Annotated in this window: 20 protein-coding genes; 3 read left to right on the plus strand and 17 right to left on the minus strand. The window is 68.8% G+C overall.

Annotated elements, in window-relative coordinates:
- The first annotated feature begins 359 nt into the window (after positions 1-359).
- Positions 360-605 (plus strand): hypothetical protein, encoded by a 246-nt coding sequence (locus tag AB0H36_RS27490; protein ID WP_360529363.1) that lies wholly within the window; start codon positions 360-362, stop codon positions 603-605.
- A gap of 878 nt (positions 606-1,483) precedes the next feature.
- On the opposite strand, the gene AB0H36_RS27495 is transcribed toward AB0H36_RS27490, so the two are convergent.
- The 4 genes from AB0H36_RS27495 to mobF all read right to left on the minus strand — a co-directional run bounded on the left by AB0H36_RS27495 (position 1,484) and on the right by mobF (position 12,463).
- The gene (locus tag AB0H36_RS27495; RefSeq protein WP_360529365.1) at positions 1,484-6,196 is read right to left on the minus strand and encodes a helicase-related protein; all 4,713 of its coding nucleotides are present in this window, start codon (positions 6,194-6,196) and stop codon (positions 1,484-1,486) included.
- A 299-nt stretch (positions 6,197-6,495) separates the two neighbouring features.
- Positions 6,496-6,915 carry a hypothetical protein gene (locus AB0H36_RS27500; RefSeq protein ID WP_360529368.1) on the minus strand — a complete coding sequence of 140 codons (420 nt, stop codon included), beginning with the start codon at positions 6,913-6,915 and terminating at the stop codon, positions 6,496-6,498.
- Between the two features lie 169 nt (positions 6,916-7,084).
- Positions 7,085-7,498, minus strand: coding sequence for a hypothetical protein (locus AB0H36_RS27505; RefSeq protein ID WP_360529370.1), 414 nt, complete (start codon positions 7,496-7,498; stop codon positions 7,085-7,087).
- An 81-nt stretch (positions 7,499-7,579) separates the two neighbouring features.
- Positions 7,580-12,463, minus strand: coding sequence for a MobF family relaxase (gene mobF / locus AB0H36_RS27510; RefSeq protein WP_360529627.1), 4,884 nt, complete (start codon positions 12,461-12,463; stop codon positions 7,580-7,582).
- A 272-nt stretch (positions 12,464-12,735) separates the two neighbouring features.
- On the opposite strand from mobF, the gene AB0H36_RS27515 reads away from it, so the two are divergent.
- Positions 12,736-12,924 carry a hypothetical protein gene (locus tag AB0H36_RS27515; protein ID WP_360529373.1) on the plus strand — a complete coding sequence of 63 codons (189 nt, stop codon included), beginning with the start codon at positions 12,736-12,738 and terminating at the stop codon, positions 12,922-12,924.
- Positions 12,925-13,270: 346 nt separating this feature from the next.
- Here the strand turns inward: AB0H36_RS27515 and AB0H36_RS27520 are convergent, their stop codons facing one another.
- From AB0H36_RS27520 to AB0H36_RS27560, 9 genes are all read right to left on the minus strand, one after another.
- Complete coding sequence (locus tag AB0H36_RS27520; RefSeq protein WP_360529376.1) at positions 13,271-15,085, minus strand: hypothetical protein; 1,815 nt, start codon at positions 15,083-15,085, stop codon at positions 13,271-13,273.
- Between the two features lie 225 nt (positions 15,086-15,310).
- On the minus strand, positions 15,311-15,889 hold the full coding sequence (locus AB0H36_RS27525; protein WP_360529379.1) for a hypothetical protein: 579 nt from the start codon (positions 15,887-15,889) through the stop codon (positions 15,311-15,313).
- A gap of 132 nt (positions 15,890-16,021) precedes the next feature.
- Positions 16,022-16,642: a hypothetical protein gene (locus tag AB0H36_RS27530; protein WP_360529382.1), complete on the minus strand. Its 621-nt coding sequence runs from the start codon at positions 16,640-16,642 to the stop codon at positions 16,022-16,024.
- 42 nt (positions 16,643-16,684) lie between these two features.
- A complete protein-coding gene (locus AB0H36_RS27535; protein ID WP_360529385.1) occupies positions 16,685-17,029 on the minus strand; it encodes a hypothetical protein in 345 nt (114 codons plus the stop codon).
- Between the two features lie 120 nt (positions 17,030-17,149).
- Positions 17,150-17,707: a hypothetical protein gene (locus AB0H36_RS27540; protein ID WP_360529388.1), complete on the minus strand. Its 558-nt coding sequence runs from the start codon at positions 17,705-17,707 to the stop codon at positions 17,150-17,152.
- Positions 17,708-17,858: 151 nt separating this feature from the next.
- On the minus strand, positions 17,859-18,293 hold the full coding sequence (locus AB0H36_RS27545) for a hypothetical protein (protein WP_360529391.1): 435 nt from the start codon (positions 18,291-18,293) through the stop codon (positions 17,859-17,861).
- Positions 18,294-18,333: 40 nt separating this feature from the next.
- A complete protein-coding gene (locus AB0H36_RS27550) occupies positions 18,334-18,591 on the minus strand; it encodes a hypothetical protein (RefSeq protein ID WP_360529394.1) in 258 nt (85 codons plus the stop codon).
- Positions 18,592-18,713: 122 nt separating this feature from the next.
- Positions 18,714-19,388, minus strand: a complete 675-nt coding sequence (locus tag AB0H36_RS27555; protein ID WP_360529397.1) for a DNA cytosine methyltransferase — start codon at positions 19,386-19,388, stop codon at positions 18,714-18,716.
- 24 nt (positions 19,389-19,412) lie between these two features.
- On the minus strand, positions 19,413-20,336 hold the full coding sequence (locus AB0H36_RS27560; RefSeq protein ID WP_360529400.1) for a DNA cytosine methyltransferase: 924 nt from the start codon (positions 20,334-20,336) through the stop codon (positions 19,413-19,415).
- Between the two features lie 181 nt (positions 20,337-20,517).
- Here AB0H36_RS27560 and AB0H36_RS27565 point away from each other — a divergent pair, with 181 nt between their 5' ends.
- Positions 20,518-20,904, plus strand: coding sequence for a transposase (locus tag AB0H36_RS27565; RefSeq protein ID WP_360529403.1), 387 nt, complete (start codon positions 20,518-20,520; stop codon positions 20,902-20,904).
- Positions 20,905-20,931: 27 nt separating this feature from the next.
- On the opposite strand, the gene AB0H36_RS27570 is transcribed toward AB0H36_RS27565, so the two are convergent.
- The 4 genes from AB0H36_RS27570 to AB0H36_RS27585 form a co-directional block, all read right to left on the minus strand.
- Positions 20,932-21,588 carry a hypothetical protein gene (locus AB0H36_RS27570; protein ID WP_360529406.1) on the minus strand — a complete coding sequence of 219 codons (657 nt, stop codon included), beginning with the start codon at positions 21,586-21,588 and terminating at the stop codon, positions 20,932-20,934.
- Positions 21,589-21,873: 285 nt separating this feature from the next.
- The gene (locus AB0H36_RS27575; protein ID WP_360529409.1) at positions 21,874-22,029 is read right to left on the minus strand and encodes a hypothetical protein; all 156 of its coding nucleotides are present in this window, start codon (positions 22,027-22,029) and stop codon (positions 21,874-21,876) included.
- A gap of 83 nt (positions 22,030-22,112) precedes the next feature.
- Positions 22,113-22,937, minus strand: coding sequence for a ParA family protein (locus AB0H36_RS27580; RefSeq protein WP_360529412.1), 825 nt, complete (start codon positions 22,935-22,937; stop codon positions 22,113-22,115).
- Complete coding sequence (locus tag AB0H36_RS27585; RefSeq protein ID WP_360529414.1) at positions 22,930-24,420, minus strand: ParB/RepB/Spo0J family partition protein; 1,491 nt, start codon at positions 24,418-24,420, stop codon at positions 22,930-22,932. The genes AB0H36_RS27580 and AB0H36_RS27585 overlap by 8 nt, the downstream gene beginning before the upstream one ends.
- Positions 24,421-24,520: the final 100 nt, after the last annotated feature.

Raw genomic sequence — 24,520 nt, forward strand, 5'->3', positions numbered from 1 at the left:
GCCCTCCCTCCCGGATTCCGCGAGGGAGCAACGTGCTCATCGACCCCACCCAGCTCTCAACCATCAACAGGTGCCCCATCAGAACGTCCTCACCCCTGCCAGTCAACGATAACGATAACGATTATCATTTTAGCTTGGAGGTGTGACCCTAGGGCCGGAGATCGACAGCCGTCAAGCGGTCCGAGACAAAGCGCCGCGCCAAGGCAAGGCCCTCCGTATGGGTCGCGATCTTCAAGAAACCGTTTACTGAAGATCCACTCGGCGGATCGGAAGCGGGCCCGATTCGCCTTCAAAACTCGTTCAGAAACCCGCTCGTCCAACGAGCCCTCGAACGTCGTTCCCTGAGAAGATTCGCGGGCATGACCAATGAGCTAAAGCCCTCGGAGCTGCTCACGGCCGAACCGGCCGCAGGCACAGATATCCGGATCGGGTACGCCCGTCCCGCGCCACCAGAGGACCCGAACTGGAAGCGGCGGTCGCGCTCGCCCACGAGATCCGTGGCTCCGGTGTTCGGGTCACGCTCGTCGTCCACCGAAGGCCTTCTCGACGGAACGTTCGGGCTCGGCGACCTGGACCTACTCGGAGGCGGTGAAGAACCCGTCTGATGCAATGGACCGACGTCGTCGCGCTGCTGCAGGCCGCTGCCGCGGCGCGCGGCGGTGACGCGTACGTCCGCGATGGCCTGGTTGTGCTGTCCGGCGGTGAAGATCTCGATCCAGGTCCGCGATGCCGGCGAGGACTGCGTGATCCCTCGAGGCCGGATAGGCGATCCGGCGGGTAGCGGAACGCGACCAGCGCCGCCCGGACGAGCCGACCTACGTCCGGCAACTCGTCGAGGCGATCATGGACGGGCACGCCACCGAGTCGGCGATCCTCGATGCTGACGGCAACTGGTCCCGATGTCGCGTTCACCATCACCTCGCCCACGGCACCAGCACCGGCGGCTCCGGCAACCAGCCCAGGCGACGACGCGCGCGGCACGCACACTGCCGGCCTGGAGCTGAGCAAATCCCCCTAGCCGCGATACCAGAGCCCTTTGCACCAGGCATCTGTCGGCGGGGGTTTCTTGATCGTCATCGTTCTGCTCCGGGACGGCTGGGCGCGCTGTCGTTGTCAACATGCGAGCGAGCTCGTTCGGCCTAGGGACGCCGTGCGTGATCGGGCCTCGCCGGCGGGGGTCGGCGGCGAGGCGTGGCTGGAAGCAACGGGTCGCTTGGTGGCGGCTTTGCTCGGCGGCGGGCCTCGACGTGCCGCTGGTGATGTGCGGTTCGCGGGCATCATCTATTCCGAGTTCGGGGTCCGTGTCCTCTCCGGATGGGGTGCGCATCGATGAACGCCCGGGTCTCGGGTGTAGACGCGCTCGACGTACTCCTCGATCTTGTCCCGTTCGACTCGCCGTTGCCCGCAGCCGCCGATCTTGATCGCTTGCAGGTCGACGCGTCGAACGAGGGCGCAGACCTGGTTGGCGGTGATGTTCAGTTCTCTACTGGAGGTCGCGCTGCGGTTGGTGCTGGATCTGGGCGGGTGGCGGTTCGTGGTTGTGGGTCTGAGTCGCAGGCTCGGTACGGACGTGCTCTCGGGCACGGTCTGTCAGGCTTGGTGCCTGCTCCGGGCTGTCGTCGCCGCGGCCGGCCGCGGGCGCGGTGGTGGTCGGGTTCGCGGCGGCGTCGAGCTGGTCGTTGATGTTCTTGCGGTAGGTGTAGGCGGCGTCGAGGTCGGCGCGGTACTTGAACGGTTGGCCGAGTTGTTCGCGGGCGCGCGAGATCTCGGTGGTGAGCTCGTCGATGTAGTCGTGTTCTCCGGTGAGCTTCCTGTCGAGTGCGCGGAGGGCGTTTTCGAGGCGTACGACGAGCCCTGGCGCGGGGTTCTGGTTCTCGGCCAGGGTGATGCGTACGCCGTCGATGGGTGCCCCGGTGAAGCGGACCTGGGCGTATGGCGAGTCGGCGAGATAGAAGCGTTCGGCGGTGAGCTCGAAGCCGCCGAGCGCACCGACACGCCGCAGTGACTCGCGGCCGGGCCGGGTCTCAAGCACGCCGGCCAGGGTGCTCGTCAGGGCTTTCGCGGCGTCGGCGCGCTCGTTGTATCGGAGTCCGTTGATCTCCATGCGGAACTTGTCGGCGGAGGTGTCGACGCGCTGGGCGATCGCCTTTTCGAGGGCGGCGATGGTGGTGTTGCTGGCGGCAATCGATCGGGTGTGCTCGCCGATGCGGTGCTCGAGCATCGATTGGGTGCGGGCGTGGGCTCGTTCGAGGCGGACGAGGCGGCCGACTTCGGCGTCGGCGGCGGCCTTCTCCATCAGGAGCGGGTTGCCGCTGGAGAGCGCTTTGACTTCGGTCGCGGACAGGGTGAGCTCACCGATGTCTTCGATCTCGCGGGAGTCGAGGCTACCGGTCATGAACTGGGCGATGAAGTTCGCTTTGCGTTCGATCGTCTGCCAGGAGTAGGCGTCGAAGGTGCCTTCGGTGACGTAGCGCAGGATCTCGATCTCTGGGTTCTGGTTGCCTTGGCGTACGCCGCGGCCGTCGCGCTGGATGATGTCGGCCGGCCTCCAGGGGCAGTCCAGGTGGTGCAGGGCGATGACGCGGTCCTGCACGTTGGTGCCGACGCCCATCTTGCTGGTGCTGCCGATCAGGACCTGGACGCGGCCGGTGCGGGCGGCCTCGAAGAGTCGGGCTTTGGCGCGGTCGTTCTTGGCGTCGTGGATGAAGGCGATCTGGTCGGCCGGCACGCCGCGGTTCATGAGCTGGTCTTTGAGTTCGCCGTAGACGTTCCAGCCGTCGGATGGTGTGCCGAGGTCGCAGAACACCAGCTGCAGCGCGCCGGGGGTCGGGTGTGGTTCGCCGTTGTGTGTCTCGTAGCGGCGGTCCCTGTTCGCGATCCAGCGGCGGGCGATCTCGTCGGCGGCAACGTCGACCTTGGTCGGCGCGGCGAGCCCATCGAGCGGGAGGGCTCGGGTGTCGCTGCCGGGGGTCTCGCGCAGCCGGAGGTCGAGAGCGACCGCGCGGCCGTCGCCGGAAACCTTGAGCATGTTGTCTTCGTGTGGCTCGACGAGCTTGTTTTGGATCGCCTCGGCGCGCTCTCCCAGGTCGCGCACATAGGCGAGCACCTCGTCGCTGGGTTCGACGACGACGGTCTGCGGGATCCGCTGGCCGTCGGCGCGTTCGACCAGGTCGGGAACGGCGAGGTTGAGATCCTTGGCCAGCTTCACGTCGCCGGCGATGTGCCACATGCGCAGCAGTTCGGGGACGTTGCGGAATCGCGCGAACCTGGTCTTCTGTCTCCAGCTGCTGGCGTCGGGGGCGATCTCGACGGCGGTCACGAGCTCGCCGAAGGTCGCGGCCCAGGTGTCGAAGTCGGGGATCTGTGCGTCGCGGAGCAGGTCGGGCCGCAGGTAGCGCTGCATGACGTAGGCCTCGCTGATGCTGTTGGCGATCGGCGTTGCCGTGGCCCCGGTGAAGGCGCGCCCTTTGTAGCGGTTCCGCAGGTACTCGACCTTCATGTGCAGGTCGGTGGCGCGGTTCGAGCCGGGGGTGATGGCGGCGTCTTGGATGCTGCTGGGCGTGAGCAGGTTCTTGTAGTCGTGGAGTTCGTCGACGCACAGGTAGTCGATGCCGGTCTCCTCGAAGGAGACGCCGGGATCCTTCACCTTGTCCAGCTTGTCCTTGACCTTCTCCTCGGCGGCCAGGATCGCCTTCTCGACCTGCTTCACGGTGCGCCGGTCGCCGCCGTTCTGCATTGTGGCCAAGGCGAGGCGCAGCGGCGTGATCTCGTTGTCGAGGTACGTCTGCAGGGTGTCCTTGGACACGGGCAGGTTCTCGAACGCGGTCCGTGTCAGGATGACGGCATCCCAGTTGCCGGTCGCGACCCGGGCCACGAAGCGGCGCCGCTTGTCGGAGGCAAGGTCTTCGGTGCCTGCGGCAAGGATCCTGGCCTGCGGGTATAGCTGCAGGAACTCGCGCTGGAACTGTTCGAGCATGTGGTTCGGGACCACGATGGCGGGCTTGCGGACCAGCCCGAGCCGGCGCAGTTCAGTCACGCCGATGACCATCTCCGCCGTTTTTCCCGCGCCGACCTCGTGGAAGAGCCCGACCGTGGGCTCGGCGATCATGCGCGCGACCGCGGCCAGTTGGTGCGGCCGGGGTTCAAAGGATTCGACGAGACCGGGCAGGCTCAGGTGGTCGGTGTCGTACGAGCGCAGGACGATCGCGTTGAAGGTGTCGTTGTAGACACGGGCGAGCCGATCGGCGCGGGCGGGGTCTTCCCACACCCACTCACCGAATCGTTCGTTGAGCTGGTTGGCCTTCTCCTGGGCGGCCTCGGTCTCGACCGGGTTGAACACCTCTCGTTTGTCGCCGTGGTCGTCGATGACGTCGACGACCCGGACCGTCGCCTGCCGCAGCACCTGCTGGGCGAGGCGCCCGGCAGGGTAGCGGGTGGTGCCCCAGTTGCTGGTGGCGTTGATGCCGTAGTTGCCGCCCTCGACCTTCCACTGCGCGCCGACGACTCGCTCGACTGTCAGGCGCGGGTCCTCGAGGATTTCGCGCAGGAAGGCCTGCACGTCGTCCGGGCCGATCCAGGCCGCGCCGAGTCGCGCGGTTATGTCGGCCGGCGACAGGTCGGCCGGTACGACGTCGCGCAGTGCGGTGACGTTCTCCGCGTACCGCTCGTCGCCGGCGGCGGCTTCGAGTGCGGCAGCGAGCTTCTTGCGGACGTTGCCGGACAGGTACTCAGCGGCCGGGACGAGCCGGTCGCTGGCAGGTTCGTCGAACACGAGCCCGCGGATGGCGTCGCGGGCGGCGGTCTGCTCGAGACCGAGAAGGTCGGCGATGGTGTCGAGCCGGGGCTCGCCGTGGGTGTCCAGGCTGATCGCGACCGCGTCGGCGGGGGTGTCCGCGCCCAGTGCCGGGCGGCGGGGCGCGACGACGCGCTGGCGAAGGATGTCGGCCTTCGTCGCGGTCTGGCTGGCGGCGTCGAACTCCTCCAGTGCGAACACGGTTGCCGCGAACGGGTCGCCGCCGAAGATCCGCATCACCGGCGGCCGGGTCTTGCTGGTCCGCGGGTTGCCGTTCTTGTCGGTCCATTGCCGCTCGGTGAACCTGTTCATGGGTCCGCCGAAGGTGGCGTGGTAGCCGTCGTACAGCTGGTTCAGTTCGGCGCGCAGCTGGTCGATCGCCGGGGTGTCTTCGAGGGTGGCGGCTTCGGCGCGCAGCAGCCCGGTCACGGTGTCGCGCAACCGCAGCAGGTGGCTGAGCTCGCGCACCTGGGTCGCGGGCACCGTCAGGGGCTCGTGGGCCCCTTCGACGCCCAGCTCGGTGAACTCGGTTTCGCTGATCTGGGTGATGTGCCCGACGAACAGCTCCGGCGCTCCGCCGATCTGGGCGGCCTGCTGGACGACCGCGGCGTCGTCGCCGGCGGGCGACCATCGCAGATCCTTGGCGGCCGCCGCAGCGACCACGTCGTCGAGCGCCCAGGCGAGCCCCTGGGCGGTGTCGCCGTTGCCATTGACAACGAGTTCTTCGCCGTACAGGCCACGTCCGAGGCCGAAGGTGCCGAGCACGTGTTCTGGATGGTCCACGAAGTACTGGCTGATCCGGTAGCCGCTGCCGTCGACCTGGACGGTGGCGGTGGTGTCGAGCCAGCGCAGCGTGTCCGGATCGGCCGGCCGGCCGGGTTCGCGGCGGCGCAGGACGACCAGGTCGGTGACGACGTCGGTGCCGGCGGTCCGGCGGTGCGCGCCGGTGGGCAGCCGGACGGCGCCGACCAGGTCGCCGAGCTCGGCCAGCTCGCGCCGGGCGGCGGGGTTCTGGCCGTCGAGGGTGTAGCGGCTGGTCAGGACCGCGACCATGCCGCCGGGCTTGGTCAGTGCGGCCGCCTTGATGAGGAAGTGGTTGTGCATCGAGTGCACGCCGTTGGGGTTGTGGACCCTGTCGGTGAGCCGCACCTCGGCGAACGGGACGTTGCCGACCACGGCATCGAAGCGGCCGGTGACCCGGGTGTCGGCGAACGATTCGCTGCGGATGTCGCTGCCGGGGTAGAGCCGGGCCGCGATCCGCGCGGTCGTGGGATCGAGCTCGACGCCGGTCATCGCTGCGGTGTCGGGGGCGAGACCGATGAAGGTCCCGCTGCCGCAGCCGGGCTCGAGAACCTGGCCGCCGGTGAACCCGAGGCCGTCGAGCGCCGACCAGATCGCGGTCACGTACGCCGGGTCGGTGTAGTGCGCGTTGATCGTGGTCCGGCGGGCCGCTGTCCACGCCGGCTCGTCCAGCAGGGCCCGGAGCTGTTCACGTTCGCCGGCGAACTCGGTGTTCGCATCGTCGAAGACCTGCGGGACCGCGCCCCACCCGGACCACGCGGCGAGGGTCTGCAGCTCGTCAGCAGTGGCCGGGGCGTCGCGCTGGTCGAGTTCGGCGAGCAGCCGGATCGCGGCGAGGTTCGCGGCCGCGCGCGCCTTCGGAGTAGACGGGACGCTGGGACCGGACGGGTCGGGCCGCCAGGTCAGCGGCTCGACGTCGGCGGATCCTCCGGGATCTCCGGCTCCTGCGGCTCCTGCGGCTCGGTCAGTGCCGAGCTGGTCAGGTCGTGGATGCTCTGGATCGTCTCGTGCAGGTCGCCGTAGTGGTTCGCCGTCTCCTCGGGCAGTTCCTCCGAGTCGTTCTCCGGCGTCTGGGAGTACACCAGGTCGGCCATCACCAGCTCCTCGGCCTGCTTGCCCGCCGCGTTGAGCCGGCCGACCTTCTCCAGGTAGCTCTCCCCCGCCGGGTCCTCGCCCGCCAGCTGCGGCGTCAGGTCGACGATCTGGTCCTGGATCTGCTGCCCGAGGACCTGGAAGAACTCCTCCGGGTCCTCGATCTGGCTGTACCGGGTCGGGAGATAGTCCCGGAAGTAGTTCCGGGCCGTCGCTCCGTACCGGTTCATCGCTGCGCTCCTCGACGGTTGGCTCGTCGCCTGATTCGTTGCTGCCCCAGAGGAAGTCCAGCGTGAGCTGGTTGGGGTCAGGGCCACGACGTCGGCGACTGCTCCCGCGCGCCATGCCCATCTCCCCCGTCGTCTGTGACTGTTGAGCCGCAGTTTATCGATGGAGGTGTCACAACCCTGGTAGCCGCAGCGCCGTTGCATGAACCTGCAACTCCCTTCGCACATCGATCTCGGCCGTGTTCCGACGCCATCGAGCGGCACGGTCTCTGCAGTCCTCGCAGAGCAGCGTGCCGTCTGCGGCGACGCTCAGGTCGTGCATCTTCGTCAGCACTGTTTCCGGGTTGACGTCGGGGAAGTGGAATCCTCCGTCGCACTCGGCGTAGCCCTCGGGCTCGCCGCAGTCATCGCAGCGGGCCAGGTAGCAGCACCGCGGAAGCTGCACGTAGATCGGGTCGACGAACCGACGGGGATCGCGCGCCACGTCAGCTTCAGCCGCGGCCCGGGTGCGGTGGTGGATCTCGTCCAGGTGCGGGTTGCTCGTCTGGATGATCCAGCACGGCTCCGGGGCGGCCAGTTCGATCATCGAGTCCTCTCCTCTCTCTTCATCGTGTTCGTCGTTCCGTCGAGAACCCCGGCGGCCGGCTTCTGGTTTCACGGCTCCGCATCACAGGTGTGGCCCACGTGGCCCGGCTTCGGGACCAAGGCCCTGGTCTGGCGGCTCGAAGTCCTGCCCGGCACGGGCGGCGTTCTGTTGCTGCTCCACGTGTTCTCTGGCCAACTCGACGAGGCTGCGCCGCTGCGGACGCGACTGCGAGGCTGTTCGCTGAGCATCCGACTGGTTGCCGATGTCGCCGACATCGCCAGGCTCAGTCACGTATCGGGACACGGCCTTCCACCGGGCCCGCTGCTGACCGGGCCGCGGCTCGGGGCCGATGGCGTCGGCGCCGTCGATGCCGTACCGGTCGCGGTAGGCCACGACGTCGCGCAGGTGGCCTTCTCTGACCTGTCGCAGCCAGACGGGCTGCTCGGCCCGGGCCACCTCGACCAGGTCGGCCAGCCGCGCCTCGATGGTGGCAGCGCGTTCCTGCAGCCAGCCAGCCAGCTCGTAGCCGCTGCCGGTGCTGCCGGTACCGGTGGGTGCCGTGGGCACCAGGTCGTAGCCGTGCTGCTGATCGAGGCGCCAGATGATGACGTCGACCACGGACTCGGCGGTGTCGAGCTCGCGGCTCTCGACAGCCTCGCGCAGCGCCTGCGCCGGGTCGATGCCGGCGGCAGCGATCCGGGCGAGCCGATCCGACAGCGCCGGCCAGGCCGCGTCCTCGAGGATGTCTTGCGGGCTGAGCGCAACCAGCGGCTCGCCCGGCCGCGCTTCCTCGCCCGGCTGCGGCGGCTCGTCCTGGGCGCGCTGCGCGGCGAGCGCGTCGACGGCGCTGTAGATCTCCTCGCCGATGACCTCGACGTCGAGGTCCAGCTGCAGGTACAGGCTCGCGGTGGCGGCGGCCCGCTGGTCGGCGGGCAGGGCCGCGATGATCGGCGCAATGTCGCGCAGCGCGTCCACGGCGGCCAGCACGTTGCCCTGGTCGAGGTGGCTGCTCCACTTCGCCAGCCGCTGCTCCACGACCTGGTCGACCAGCGGCCGCGCGTGAGTCGTGACAGCAGCCAGTACGGCGCCGGGTCCCTGGTCTTTCAGCAGGTCAGCGGGGTCCTGACCGGCCGGGAGCCGGGGTGCGCGCAGGTCGCTCGCGCCAGCTTCGCGCAGCAGCTCCCAGGCCCGTTCAGCGGCCTTCTGACCGGCGGTATCCGGGTCGGTCGCGACCACGACCGGACCGGTAGTGACGTCGTAAACCTGGGCCAGCGCGGCGACCTGCGCCGCGGTGAGGGCGGTACCGCCCGGCGACAGGCCAACGACGCGGCCGCCGCCGGACGCGGTCACGGCCTCGGCGTCCATCCGGCCTTCGACGATGACCGGGATCGCTCCGGCGCGCAGCGCTGCCACGTTCTCCGCCAGGCCCATCAGCACGTCGCCCTTGACGTACAGCTCGGTGCCCGGGCTGTTCAGGTACTTCGGGATCTGCTCCCCCGCGTCCTCGGCGGCGCGGCCGGTGAAGGCGATGATCTCGCCGTCGGCCGAACGGATCGGCAGCATGAGCCGGTCGCGGAACCGGTCGATCAGGGTTCCGGCGCGGCTGGTCGTCGCCAGCCCGGAGGCGAGCAGCTCCTCGTCGCTGTGACCGAGGCCGCGCAGGTGATCGAGCAGCACCGTCCAGCCGGCCGGGGCGTACCCGGCCTCGCCGCTGGCCACCATCGTGCCGAGGCCGCGGCCGGCCAGGTAGCTCGGGACCCAGCTGTCGTCGACCTGGTCGCGGAAGAACGCGTAGGCGTCGATGTGGATGCGCAGAAGGCGGGCGCGCCGGGCCACCGTCTCCGGGTCCAGAGGCCCGGCCTCATCGCCACCCGTTGTTCCATCAGCGCCCGCGCCACCGACGGCGGCTTCTTCGGCGTCGGCGGTCGTGGCCTGGCCGAATACTTCTTCGACGGCGGCCGTCATGGTGTCGCTGAAGTACAGCTCGAGACCGTGTTCCATCTCGGGCACCAGCCGCGCCAGCGACATGGCGGCGTTCTGCTCGTCGCGGATCGCCAGCAGCGCCGAGTCGTCGTCGGTCTCGTTGCCGAGCACCTGCTCGAGCACCCGCCGCGACCACGAGACCGGCTCGTGCTTGTGGTCGACCTCGATGTCGGCGGGGTCGTCGGTGACGACGTACGCCTGGTTGCGGAGCCGGCCGCGGGTCATGGCCACGTACAGCTCCCGGGCCCGCATGCGGGCGTCGACGAGCACGTGGGCGCTGTCGACGGTCATGCCCTGGGCGCGGGTGATGGTCGCGGCGTACCCGAGTTCGACGTGCCCGGTGACGTAGTCGCGGTGCAGCGCAACGACGTCGCCCTTGGCGACGTGGCGGGCCATGATCGTGCCGCTGTGGGTGATGTCCTGGACGATCCAGATGTCGCCGTTCTTGACGTAGTCGCCGTCACCGCGCTGGTTGTAGCGGTCGTTCATCCGGGTCACGATCACGTCGCCGACGCCCGCCGTCGCGCCGTTCGACAGCGCCACCGTGCGGGACAGGTCGATCAGCCCGGCAGCGATGCGCCCGTCACGGGCGAGCTCGGACAGCGCAGCGACCGCCTCCCGGGTAGAGGCGATCATGATCGTCGCCGCACCTGACTCGAGGTCACGGCGCCACGCGGTCACGATGTCGAGCTGCTGGGTGTCGCGCGGACCGGCCGAGATCCGGTCGTGGTCCTCGTACCAGTCCAGCGCCTGGGGCTTGTGATCGCGCAGCTTCAGCGTCGCCGCGGCCTCGCCCGGGTCCAGGAACCGATGAACCTCGTACAGCTCGACGGCACCGGCCTCCTCGGCGACCAGCCGCAGGGCGCCGCCGGCGCCGATCGCGTTCAGCTGCCGCGGGTCACCGATCAGCCGGACGTGGGCACCGACCGACTTCGCGATCGCCACGACCTCGTCCAGCTTCGCGGTCGACGTCATCCCGGCCTCATCGATCACCAGCACCTGACCGGCCTGAACCTCGATGTTCCCGAACCGGGCCCGGGTCAAGAACATGTCAACGGTGTCGGCGCCGACCCCGAGCTCGTCCCGCAGGACCTGCGCGGCCGCCGCCGACGGGGCCAGCGCAACCATGTCGCTGCCGGCGTCCCGCAGCGCGGCCACGGCCAGCCGCAGCGTGGTGGTCTTGCCCGCCCCGGCCGGGCCGATACCGGCGCCGACGACGCGCTCGCCGCACACGAACTCGCGCGCCAACGCGATCTGACCGGAGTCCAGCGGCCCGGGGAACGCCGCCAGACTCGCCTGGAACAGCGCCGACGCGACCACCGGCAGCACCGCCTGCTGCGCGGCGTCCAGCAGCCGCGACTCGGCATCGATCACGCCGATCGACGTGTAGTGCGGCGCGCCGTGCGGCACGAACACCGACTGGCCATCCGCCCGCTCCAGCTGCGCCGGGAGCCGCTCCGGTGCCGGCAGATCGATCTTCACGCTCGCCGCGACCGCCGCCTGGGTGACCGCGCTCACCAGCCGTTCACGGTCCCCGACGGAATCCACCGCCACCGGCCGGAGCATCCGCTCGGCCTCGGCGCGCAGGTGCGACTCCCGCCACTGCCCTCGGTGCTCGGTCACGGCCGCGACCACGGCCTGCCCGTACGCCGCGACGTCGACGTCGCGGGACCTGAGCTCGACCACGCCGCGCCCGACCGCACGCTCGATCTCCCAGGTGACCTGCTCCTCGATGATGCCGAGCGTCCGCGCCGCGGTCTGGATCCACTCCGCCTGCTGATCCGCGAACGCGCGGGGCGCTTCCTTGCCCCGGCGCGTCTCGAGCGTGGCCTGCTGCGCCAGCCGCAACTGGATCGGCTTGGGCGGCTCCTTGCCGTGCTTGGCACGGTACTGGCTGATCAGCTCCGTCAGCCGCCGCTCGATCTCCGAACGCCGCGACGAGAACACCTCGATCAGCCGCTGGTCGATCCCGTCGACCTCCCGGACCGGCCGGGCACCCCGGGCCGTGACCCGGTCGACGAACCCGACCCCGAGCCGGGCGCGCAGTTCGTCCTCGATCGCGGTGTTGTAGGTCTCGCTCGCCGCCACCCCGAACCGGAACACCTCGCGGCCGTCGAGCGAGCGCCATTTGCCGTCCGCGCCGAGCACCTTCGTCGACACCGCGCAGTGCGTGTGCAGTCCCGGGTCACCGCCCCGGGAATCGCGGTGATCGAAGGCCGCCACGACCAGGCCCTGGGTGTCGATCTGGGCGATGCCCGCCCGCCCTGTCCGGGTCTTCGCCGCGTTCTTCTCCATGAACGCCAGCGCCTTCATGACCGCCGCCCGGTGCGCCTCGTCGACCGCCCGGCGGGTGTCCGCCGTACCGAGCGCCCACAAAACGGACACCGACTTGGCCGGTGTGAAAACCAGGTCGTAGCCCGCGACCGGCTGCCGCTGGTCGGACATCATCTTGCGCTCGAAGGCCTTCTCCTCTGACCGGTCAACCGGTGTCCGGTCATGGACAATCCGGAACGCCGACCGGACAGTGTCCGCCCTGACCGCTGACCGCTCCGCCACGGACAGTGACCGGCCACGTGTCCGGCGAGCCTCCCGGTACGCCGTGTCCAGCATCTCCGGCAGGTTGACCTTCGGCGGCTCGAACACGGCGAACTTCCGGCCCAGCCGCGCCGCCTGGATCGCCTCCTTCGCCGCGGCCTCCGGCGTCGCACCCTCGGCCAGCAGCCGCGCCGTCTTCTCCTCGATCAGCCGCTCCGCGTCCGGGTGCAGCCCGAGCCCGAACAGCGCCTTCATCTGCGGCTCCGACACCGCCCCCGAAACGCCGAGCTCGGCCAGCCCCGACCCCATCCACCGGCCCGGCGGATTCCCCGTCGCGGTGTAGTAATCCGCGACCGTCTGCGGCCGCCGCAGCGCGTTGTCGCCCGTGGCCACATGCCGCGTCATGTAGGTGTACCCGTCGCCGGCGTGCAGCACGTGAACCGTCATGTTCACCGCCGCCCACCTCCTCCAACCGGGACACCGGCCTCTGGACGCTCGAGACGTCTGCGGCACCGGGCCGGTCGGCGGCGCGCAGCGCCAGTCTACCCCATTCACTATTAGTGCAAGAGGTGTGTAGAACATGAGAAGCAAGGTAGGGTGGCACTAGGCGGGATCGGGGCGAGGTGTGGCGAGTGGGCGATGCAGGCGGGTGCAAGATCGCTTGGTCAGAGACGAAGAGCAGGAAGACAGTGCGGCAGGGATGGAAGGGATGGGTCGGGGTGAGTAGCCGGCGGGTCCCGGCGCGCGAGCGCGGGATGCTGGCACGCGCGATCGCGGCGGCCAAGGCCGCGGCGGGCGACGCGGGGACGGCGCGCGACGTCGATCAGGGGTCGCGGATGAGCGGCGAGAAGCCCGGTGGGGCGAGGCCTGGCTCGCGGGCTGAAAGCAGGCCCACGGCGGGAGCATGAGCCCGCGCAGGACTGTCGGGACGTGCTCTGTGATCGGCGGTTCCGGGGCATGTCCTTGGTCGCCGAACTGGCGACCACTCTGGAGTGTCGGCGACCCGCAGTCGTAGGTGACAGCCTCGCGGCGACGACCCAACCTCGAGGCACGGCAAGTGTCCGCCCTGGGGATGGGCTGACCGGACAAGGCTTCCCCTGTCCGATCACTTTGTGTAGCTGCCAGGTGGGCCTGTGCCCGTGTCCGGTCGTGGCCCGGACACGGCCGGACACGGAGGCGTAGGCCAGGATTTCGGGGTCCGGTCATTGTGTCCGGACATGACGGTGGCCGGCCACCGTTGTCGGGATGTCCCGGCTACCGCTGACCGGACAGCGGGAAGACGTTGTCGCGGTTCTCTCGGCGCCGCTGCTTGGCTTGCATCTCTTCCCACTTCTTGACCAGGCGGCGGGCTGTCCGGTCAGGGATATCGAGCTCGGCGGTCAGCCGCGGCGGGGTCACTTCCTCGCCGTTGTCGGCCCAGGCTTCCATGGCCGGAAACGCGCGATCCCAGTAGTTCGCCGGGCGTCCACCTCCCCCGGAGTTCTGCCCGCCGGCGGCCGCGGCCATGGTGGCAGGCTCCTCCCCCGGCGGTGCCGCGGCCGAACCTCCAGGTGCTGCCACAGTGCTGTCCACTGTCGCCGTGGCGTCTGCCGCCGCCGGGGCCTCTGCGGGCATCTCGGGGCCTTGAGGCGGGCTCGGGGGCTCGGTGGCGGAGTCCTGCGGCTCTTCCTGGTGCTCGGCGCGCGGCTGCGAGGCGACGTCGGGGCGAGGCACGGTTGTGTCCGAAGCGGTCGCGGTGTCCGCAAGTCCCGGGTCGGGATGTGGCGACCGACCGGAGGAAGCCGGGGCACTCGGCGCCTGTCCGGCATGACCATGGCCACCGCTGGCGCCCTGTCCGACGCTGACTGGCTCGCCGCTAGGGCGTGGCAGTTCGGCGGCGCTCGCTGAGGCCGAGCCTCCTTGCGAGCCCTTCGGGGCGCCTGGCCCGGGTGTCTCCGGCGGCTCGGGGTCTTCCGGGCCGTTGGGCTGGTCATCGGTCCGACCGGACAGCAGACCGCTGTCCGCGGACGTGTCCGGCTGGTCAGTCGGCACGCCCGGGAATCCTTGTCCGGGCCCTCCTTGGAAGGCGGCCAGGACGCTGCGCAGCTCGGCGAGCAGCTCCGCTGCCTCGTTGACCGGCGCCGGGGTGTCCGGTGCCGCATCTGCCTGTCCGGACAGGATCTCGGTGTCATCGGGGCGAGCCGACGGCCCGCCGGACAGCTCGGCTTGTCGGTCGTTCTCGGCCGACGGGGCAGGCTCCAGCTCGTGCGCCGGGGGCTCGAGCACCCGGGCGATGTGCCGGGCCATCATCGGGTTGTCGACGACCTTGCTGATCTCGGCCGCAACGGCCGGGACGTCGTAGGCGGTCACCGCGATCTGCGCGTGCAGGGGCTTGCCCTTGTGCTGGGCCGCGATGGTCTCGGCCACGACCTGGCTGATCGCGTGGTTGCGGCGCTCGGTGCGCATCGCATCCCGCGCGATTCTGACCGAGTCGAACAGGCCGTAGCCGTGCTCGAGAGCGAGTTGCCGGGCGCGGTAGGTCAGCCGAGGATCCCGGAGCCAGCGAACCAGGCCGTAGACCGGTGCCGTCTGGGCCATGTGTCCGGTCGCGCGCAGCGCGTCGCGGCGACGGGCGCCGGAGTGGACGATCCACAGCACGTAGGCGAACGCGGACAGGCCACCGAAGCCGAAGGCGAGGAACCGCTCTTCGGGGGTCCAGTGGCCGACGACATTGAAGGTGAGGGCGACGATGGCGGCCGCCAGGGACATCGCTCGGTAGGCGTAGGCATTCTCCCCCTTGCGGCGGCGGACGTCGGCGAGGGCGGCGGTGGCGACGCCGCCGAGCTCGATCACACCGACGGCCGGGGCGACCAGTGCGATCCGGAGCGGGATCGGGAAACCTTCGCTGGGCCAGGGGATGTGTTTGACCCCGGCCCACACCTGACCGACCAGCGCGGCCGAGGCCGCGACTGCGTAGAAGGCGTAGGCGACCTTGTCGGCGCCGGTCGTCTCGACCAGTTCCGACGGGCGGGGGGTGTCGAGGCCGGCGGTCCGGGAGCTGCTGGCGATCGTGCCCGCTGCTGGGTCCATCGGAAGCTGCGTCCTTTCGGTGAGCATCGGTGCCGGGCGGAGAGGCTGTTGCCCGGGGCACTCTTGCTGTCAGGGGCCGACCGTAGTCGACCGGGTGGTTCTCTGTGATGGAAATTGCCGCTTCTTGCAGTGGTCCGGCGGTCGACTGACCGGCGGACCCGTACCGTGGGGTTGGAACGGGGAGGGGGCCTGGAGTGTGGAGCTCGACGGACCCCCTCCCCGGGCTCATGACCAGCTGGCCGTGGCCTGGATCAGTTTGTCCCAGGGCTGACGGTTGCCGGGGGCGTAGTGCAGGAAGATGCACGCGATCACCTCGTGCACGGTCATCCGCTCTGCCGCGATCCGGTCCGGGTCGTCGTCGGCCCAAGCCTGGGCGTTGATCCAGCGGCAGGCGGCACGGAACGCGCCTGCGGCGACGTCGGTCGGTACGTCGTACAGCAGGCTTTCCGGGGTCGAGAAGTGGGCGCCGTCGCGGTACCACAGCCGCATCTGAGCGGCGATCTCTTCGCCGTCGGTGTGAGCCGCCGGGATCCCTCCCCGTTCGACGTGCCGGGCCGGTGCCGAGTACGGCAGGTCGTCGGCCTCGGGCCGGTCGACCTCGACGGTGATCGACGCCACCCCGGTCAGCTCCCGCGGGCCACCGGCTGCCCGGGTCGTGAGTACCGGCGGCTCCAGGGAAAGGACATCGAGCCAGACGCGGTTGTCGGGCATCAGATCCGGGGGGCCGATGACCAGGTCGCCCGAGCGGTGGAGGACGTCGCCGGTCACTAGGTCGGCCTGCTTGATCGTCACGAGTTCCAGCATTTGTCGCTTCCCTCCGGAGTGCGGTTCGTGTCTACAGTTTACGGCGCTAGAGCCGTAAACTCAAGTCGAATTGGTTGCCTGGGGCATGGTTCTTTGCTTTGCCGCGGGCCCACCTCGCGGGGCTTGTGCCTCTTACGTGAAGAGGAGGAGTTGGTCGCTCGTGCGCCGCCACGCCTGCACCGCTGGCAGGTTGAGGTCTGGAGCGTAGGTCAGGTAGGTGCCGTCGACGGAGTCGCAGCCGATCGCCTCGGCGTACCGGTACCTCTTCTCGGAGTTGACCCGGCCCATGTGGACCCACTTGCCCAAGGATGCGGCCACGGCGGCAAGGTTCGCGGCTTCGTCGCCGAGCTTCCAGGCGGTGTCGCCGCCGATGAACAGGCAGTCGATCTCGTCCCAAAGGTCCCAGGTCGAGTACTCCATGAAGTTCTGGGCCACGAACGCGACCGGGTAGCCGAGCGCGCGGATCCGCCGCAGCCAGCGCCGCGAGCGGGCTTCGGTGGCGACGTGATTCGCGACGACGTCGGGCGCGGTGGCGAACAGGCACCTGGCCGAGTCGGCGGCGTTAGTGGCAAGCCACCGGTACCAGCGGTCGTAGCCGGGCCAGCCCTTGCCGTAGGCGCCGTTGTCGGCGCACCACAGCACGCCCGATGGGCGCACGTTGCCCTGGCGGGGCGAGTCGATGTAGCCGAGCTGGCCGGCGGCCATCGCGGCCCGGATCGCTGGGCTGCCGCAGGGATTAGCCAGGTAGAGCATCCACGCGCCCTTTCAGTCGGAGGGAGATTCCGTGTGCTGGCGTCAGCGCGGCGGCTGTTGCTCGAACTTGACGACTCCGTCGACGAGCTCGGCCAGGGCCTGGGCCGCCTCGAGGTCGCCGTCGAAGCGGAGGCAGGTGTCGCAGCGCTGGATGCCGATCTCGGAGTTCATCCGCGTGAGTACGCCGGGCACGGGCTTGCCGACGCATTGGGCACAGTCGTTGCCCTCGGCTCCGAACAGCCCATCCCTCGGCCAGGTGACGGGTACGCCGTCGACCTCGATCCACGGGTCGGTGTCGTCGGCGATGTAGACGCCGCTCAGGGGCGTCCCGTCGAAGGTCCTGATCCGGGTCGTCGGCTGGGTCTCGATGTCGGCGTGCTGGTGCATATCGATCCTCCGAGAAGTTCGGCGATGGCTTGATTCCTCGTCCGCGCTCGGCGGGGGCGGATTCCCGCCGAGCGCGACACCTCAAGTCGTTCCCTCCTGCGCCCCGGGGCGCCTGCCGCCTCAGGCAGAGCTGGAGGAGTAGTACCAACCCGTGCCGCACTGCTCGCACTCGCAGCCGATGGGCGTCTCGTCGAACCATTCGACGGCTAGGTCCCACGGAGTGACCGCGATGTTGATGTGTGCGGATCCCGGCGCGAGTGGGGTCACCAGGTAGGACGCGTTGTAGGGCTGGTCGTAGTGGCCGTGCTCGATCTCGGTGATCTCGACCAGGGCACCGCGGTAGGCGCCCCCGTACCAGGGGAAGCCGGCGACCAGCCGGACCCGCTCCCCCACCCTCAAGACGTCGGTGACGTAGTCGCGGTTCTCCTCGATCCGGCTCACCCGGCGGACGGAGATCCAGTGCTCGTTCGACCCGGCGACGACCCGGATGCCTGGACTGGTACCGGGCTCGGGATCGTCCCATCCGGGGGCGGCGTAGGTGCGGCCGGTCACCTGCGATCCGTCGATCAAGCGCACGGCGCACTCCTCGCCGTCGTAGCGCCACCTCCCCGCGAGAACGCGGTCTTCAGGCGGGAGGTCCACGATCGGGGTGGCTGTCGCTGTGGTGCTCGCTGTCATGAGATAAGTTTACGGCACTACCGCCGTAAACTCACGAGAGTGGGTTACATCTTCTCGTGTTCATCTGGGCTCGCTGGAGGGGCTCCACTCGCCTGGCAGGCCCCCTGGGATGGGGAACAGCGTCCTCGCTTCCCCACCCAGGGGTTGTCGGTCAGTCCGCCACGACGACGTCGGCCAGCACCATCCCCGGCTCCCGGACAACACCTCCGGCGTCGCCGATGAGTTCGACGGTCAGGAAGGAGAAGCGGGTTTGCCAGCTCACGGCTCCCTCCCCCAGGGCCTCTGCTGCGGCCACGAGGCAGGCCTCGTCCTCGGTGAAGGCGGCCACGACGCAGGCGAGCATCTCGCGTGGCTCGATCACGTCGACGACACGGGACAGACGCCACAGGCTCAGGGTCTCGACCAGGGTGCTGGCTGGGAGCGCGAGCAGGTGTCCCGGGCTGGTCTCGATGCAGACAGCCACCCTGCCGGGCTCTTCCAGGTCGACCCGGCGGATTGTCACCCGTCCCAGGATCTCGGGAGAGCCTTCGGCCTGGTCGACGTGGCGGACCAGTGTTCCGGCCTCGATTTCATCCAGGTGCTTCATTCAGGGTTCCTCCTCGGTTGATGGTCACAGAGGCGTACGGCTACTGCGGTAGCGCCGTGAACTCGAAGCCGCTGAAGTCGGCCATCTTGAGTCGCCGACTCCGGCCCGGGCTCGCCGGCGGCCGCGCCGTCGGCAGTGGCATTGCCTTCAGCAAGGCCTCGATGGCACTGCGGGCGTCGTCTCGGCAGCGCTGGCGGTCCGGCTCGTGGGCCTCGCCCCAGCCCTGGTTGCTGCGTTCGTAGATCCCGGCGGCGGCGATCTCGATCCAGCCAGCCCGTGCGGTGTAGGTCCGGGCCATCGGGGTCTCCTTCGGATCAGGCCGGTGCGTCCCGGCCGGGGCGTGGCAATGTTGGAGGCTGACGTGGTGGGAGTGGCCTCGGTTTTTGGGCGAGGCCACTCCCCTGCTCGTTCAGGTGTTCGTCAGGCCGCGAATTCGATCTCGCTGCCCAGGGACTCCGCGACGGCCGCGACCAAGTCGCGGGCGGCAGGCGGCGTCACGGCGTTGCCGAGCTGGCGTACCTGCTGGCGCTTGTTGCCGAGGATCGTGTAGTCCGGGGCGAACGCCATGCCCGCCTGGATCTCGCGCGGCTCCAGCATCCGGAAGTAGCAGTCGTCAACCGACGGGACCGAACCGTGGAGCAGCGACTGGTGTCCGGCGGTGGTGATCGTGCGCAGCTCCTCGGTCACCGGTGTGACCATCTCCGCGCCGCCGGTGTTGTTGCGCATCACCATCGCGTAGCGGTCCCTGGTGGTGAAGGTGCCGAACGGCTCGTTCGTCGTACGCACGACGCCGGTGCGGTTGTACGGGACGACCAGGCCGTAGGAGTCGCGGGTCGTGAGGGTCCGGAACGGCTCGGCTGTCGATCGTGCGTCCTCGTTCCAGGTTCCTCCGGCCGGTACGACGAGCCCGTGATGGTTGCCGCCGGCGGTGACCGTGGCCATCGGCTCGTCGAGCGAGCGGAACTTCGATCCGCCGCCGCGCAGTTCGACCATGAAGGGCGGGAACATCACTCCGGTCTCGTTGCGCGCCGTCTGGGTCCGCAGTGGGTCAGCGGCCGACTGTGCCGTCTTGCCGTCACGTCCCTCGCACGGCACCAGGGCGGTGTGCGCCAGCCGGCTCTACGGATCCGTCGGGTCGAAGGCGTCCCGCGTCCCGTCCAGGTGCGCGATCCACGCGTCGGGGTAGCGCTGGAAGAACTCCTCGATGCGGTGCAGCGTCTTCGCCGCGAGCGGCTTCTTGCGGTCGCCGATGCGCTGGCCCGGCAGGTCCCAGTCGATCGCCGTGCCAGCGGGCAGGATCCACGGCTCGACGACTGCGTTGCGGCACTTGACACTTGGGCAGCGCCAGACGTACTGGCGCCGGTAGCGGCCCCAGATCGCGGTCGGCTTCTTCCACGCCTGCATGGCGTTGACGACCTGGTCGCAGTTCGAGCAGTACGCCTTCGGCCGGGTCCACTTGTTCAGGTCCGGGCACGGCGTCCCCTCCTTGTGCGCCAGGTGGTAGCCCCGGTCCCGCGACTGCGGCGCCGCGTCACCCAGCGCCTGGAAGTGCATCGAGTTCATGTAGACGACGTGGACGCAGTACCCGAGCGCCCGGAACCCTTCGCGCCACGCCGGGTAGAGGCTCCACTTCGATGCCTCGACCACGTTCTCCACGATCACCGCGTCGTACAGGTGGTGCTCGGTGAACCGGAGCACGTCCCACATCGTCGCCCGGCTCCGCTGCGCCGCCTCGTCCTCCAGCGGAGGCTCGCCGAACAGCCCCGGCTGGCTGTCGCTGTCGCGCTTCTTTCCCTTCGCGCCGGAGTGGTTCGTGCACTCCGGGCTGATCCACAGCAGGTTCGTGCGCGGGTACCGACGCGGATTCACCTGCGACAGGTCGGCGCAGTCATGATTCGCCCACGGGTGATTGGTGTTGTGTGTCTCCACGGCCAGCCGCCAGTGGTTCGCCGCCATCCGCACGAGCACTCCCGGCACGAGCATCGCGCCCCAGCTGGACCCACCGGCCCCACAGAACAGATCCGTCAGCGTCAGTTCCAACATCCAGCAATCCCCTTCGCCGTTCCTTCCCGACATAGATAAGTTTACGGCGCTAGCGCCGTAAACTCAAGGGATTGCGATGGAAAGTTTACGGCGCTAGCGTTGTATTCTGATAGGTGTCGGTGGCCGGGCGAGGCCGCAAACCGGAACGAGCAACGCCCCCTGTGCTGATCGGAGACAACGGATGCCCGAAGGCCCCAGGCTGCGAACCAACGAGGCCGCGGAACTCGCCGGAGTAAAGCCGTCGACCTGGCGCGACTACGTCGCCGACGGTCGAGCGCCCAAGCCGGACGGCCGCTACGACGAACGGTCGCCGTACTGGTTCGAGAGCACCGTCGACGACTTCAAGCAGCACCGGCCAGGCCGCGGTCGCCGGCGCGCTGAGGTCGACAGCTCGGCATCCCGTGCGCCACGGCGGGTGTTCACGCCAGAGTTCAAGGCTCAGACCGTGCAGGAGTATCACGCGTCAGGGCAGTCGATGCGGCAGTTTGCTCTCGCACACGACCTCACTCAGAGCGCCCTTGCGACCTGGATTCGTGACGCTGAGGCCGGGAAACTGCCCGGATCCTGATCCCCCGGCCTGGCTGTGCTCCAGCCGTCAGTGACGCTCCTGGGCCAGCGCAGCGAAGTCGCTGCGCACGGCATCGGCTCGACGGAGTACCTCATGGACCGTGAACGGGCGCTGACTCGACAGCGCCAGAACTGGTTCGGCGGTCCGCAGCTCGGCCGCTGCCAGGCCCAGCATCACCATCGTCGCCGGAGTCAGCCGCTCCTCGCCGATGTCCACCGCGAGCTCGTCGATCCACTCCCGATCGTCCTCAGCCAGCGCGTAGTGCTCGGCCTGCTCGATCAGGGCCACGATCACCGCGACGATCACATCGCGTCGGGCCGCGAGCCACGCGAGCTCCGGCGACGTCCCCTCCCCCGCCTCCTGCTCGAGGCGTCGCTCACGGCGCATGATCTTCTCGTCCGGCCGGTCGTAACGAAGCAGCGCCTCCAGACGATCGATTCGGTCACGCACCCCCTGCTTGCCGATGCCGATCTGGCTGCCGATCTCGGCCAGATGAAGCCCGCACTCGACCCCGGCCCGAAGGAAGTGCAGCTCCCGGCGCCGGTCCTCCCACCACAGCCAGGTGTTGAGCGTCAGCGCATCGCACACGTCGGCGCGGCGTACCCACAATGGGATGTCCGAACCGCTGTATCTGCGCAGGTAGTCCAGCACCTCAAGCGGATCCGAATCAGGCGAATCAGGCAACGACTCACGGTGCCGATCGTCCACCTTCAAGCGACGCTCAGCGATCCTCAAAATGGCCCGCGAGACCTCCGTCCGATGTACCCGAGGACGCGTCGCCATGCCCGTCAGTATTTCACTGACAGATAGATGCAGTCTCCTGACTCGCCTTCCACGGGTAACACACCCGGCCCGCACGGGGTCTGGCGACGACCGGGCAGGGGGTGATTCCAACTGGAATCGCAAGGCTGGGCGTCGACGGACTTCCACCCACGGGAACAATCGTTGCAGGGGCGATTCCAGTTGGAATCACCCCTGCAGGATCCTCCCGGGCGGGAGGCGGCTGTTGTCGGTGGGCCACCGTCGGCCACCGTTGTGGAGCTCTTCGAGTTCGGCGCACAGCCTGTCGAGTGCCTGCTCGGTGAGGGTCGCCTTGCTGTAAGTCGGGTCAGCGGCCATGCGCATGCCGAGCACGGTAGCGCGCACCCTCGCCTGCACTTCCTCGGAAACCTGTGTTGAGTAATCTCTTCTCCCCCGATGAGCCCCTGTCATTTCGGCAGGATGCCTCGCTGCTGCATGTTCCCAACGACAGTTCGGTAGTCGTCGGTCACGGCATCCTGCGGGGCGTGCACTGTCAGGGGGATCTGTCGCGCATAGGCCTCGGGGACTCTGACGCTACGCCTCACTCCCGGCGTCACGAGGTCTCCGTAAGTTCCTTTGAGCATGTCCATCGCCTCGACGTACAGAAGTCCTGCGTTCTTGTCCGGGACGACGCAAGGGACGACCGCCCCCAACTGGAGAGTCGGGTTGTACGCCGCGGCTACGTCTTGGATGGTCTCCTCCAGGCGAGGTGCACCCTTGATCTCCTTGAGACCCGGCATGGTGCAGGTCATCACCCATGCTGGCCCGCCCCTGCGTCTGTGCGCGGCTGCGACAAGGGCGCCGATGCTCAGGATGCCCAGCGTCCCTGGGCAGTCGATGAGAATGACGTCCACCTGTGATCGGACCGGTTCGAGGCCAAGCCGGATCCGTTGCTCGGCGCCAACCTTAGTTCGGATCATCTCGACGTCGTCGGCCAACGACGGTGCAGATGGGATCACCCAAACGTTGGCGATGTTCGTCTCGACTGCCGCGTCGCCGGCTGCGACTCGTCCCATAAGTACGTCGCCGGAGGTCCACTTTGGTTCGGCTATACCGAGTTGGAAGGTCGCGTCGGCCTGAGGGTCGGCGTCATGCACCAGCACGGACTTGCCTTGTTCGGCGAGGATCGCGGCAACCGCTGTCACGGTTGTGCTCTTGCCGACGCTGCCGGACTGATTCAGGCATGGCAGGACCTGTGCTTCGTCGGCTTCGGCGGCGATCTGCTCACTCATCCGTGGCCTCCTGGCCCTGGCTGCGGTGGTCCTGGTGGGCCACTGTTGCGAGGTCGATCTTCTGCTGTTCCCAGGGCGTTGGGCTGTATCCGACGTGGCGCTGCAGATAGACCACGTAGTCGATGGCCTCGGGGGGCCATGGACCGCGAGCCCAGCGGATGTTGAGTTCCCGCGCGGCGATGGTCATCGCCCAGGCTGCGTGGGTTCGATCGGTGGGCTCGGTCAGTGTCCGGTGCCACGCGGTCGGATCATCGGCCTTCGATCCCAGCTTGTCGCCGAGCCAGCTATGGACCAGCTTGAGGCATTCGGCGAAGGGCGTCCTGCCGGCGAGCACTGCGTCGGTGAGTGCGGTTCTGACTTCCTGCGCAGCCGGGAGGGTGGCCACGGCGCGCCGGCCAGCTTCCGTCCTCGCTGCCTGGGCTTCACGATGCGCTTTGTCGTCGCTGTCGACGGGTCTACCAGACTTCGGCGCCTTCTTTGCTGGCGTCATCGTGAAGTACTGGAGCCCATCGCGCGTTGCGTGGCCTGCTAGGCGCCCCTCGGTGCGGGCTGTTTCGATGTCTGCTGGCTCGTAGAGCCTGTGCTTGTGTTCGGCGGTCCCGAAGGTCTCCTGCGGATCGACCAGAGGAATCTTCTCGGCGCGTGCTTGCTGCTCGGCTACAGCGATAGCCTCGGCTGTGGCGCGCTCGCGGCTCAGTTCAGCCACTGCTTGGTCGGCGCTCCAGCCGTTCTCCCTCATCCTGGTGAAGGCTGTCACGCGTTCTTCGTCGGGTAGCTGAGCGAGGGTGAGCGCCTCGTTCACACTCAGCAAGTCATCAGCCAAGGCGTCTTGGATCGCCTGGGGGAGTTTTAGCAGCGTGAGCCGTTTGGAGATCTGGGCTTGCGAGATGCCTGTGCTCTTGGAGATTTCGCGCTGGCTCTTCCCGAGCTCCACGAGCAGTTGGAATCCTCGAGCTTCTTCGAGGGGTACGAGGTTACGTCGGTGGATGTTCTCGATCAGCGCTGTCTGTGCGACGTCGTCGCTGCCGGCCAGGTCATCGCGGACGATGATCGGGACAGTCGGTCGGCTCGCCAATTGGGCACCACCGTGGCGCCGGTGTCCCGCGACGATGACGTAGTCGGCGGCACCGATTGCCTCGCGGTGATGAGGCTGCTTCGCGAGGAAGGCCGCCGCGGTCGTAACGACAAGCGGCTGCAGGATGCCCTTCTCCTCGATCGATTTCGCGATCTCGCTGAGATCGCCGAGGTCGACTCGGGGGTTGTCGGGGTTCGGGGCGACAGTGTCGGTCGGTACCTCTGGTACCGATGCTCCAGCGCCCGACATACGCATCGCGTTAACGATGCCAACGCGCGGTTTGTCCTCCAGCTCGATAGTTGGCGCTCCCGGCACCGAAGAGGTTCCTGCCGCCTGGGCGAGCGATCTACCACTGGGCCGTTGCAGGGTCGGGGCCGCTGCACCGAGTCCGTTCCGTTTGGTTGCCATCAATTACCTCCAATACCTGTAAACCTAAGGGTCTGTGGTGAACGGGGAGAGTCAGGCGCGCCGCGTCATTCCAACTGGAATCAGACCTCGGCCAGGACGC

Origin of the sequence: Kribbella sp. NPDC050820 (assembly GCF_040653975.1) — a bacterium.
Taxonomy (GTDB): domain Bacteria; phylum Actinomycetota; class Actinomycetes; order Propionibacteriales; family Kribbellaceae; genus Kribbella.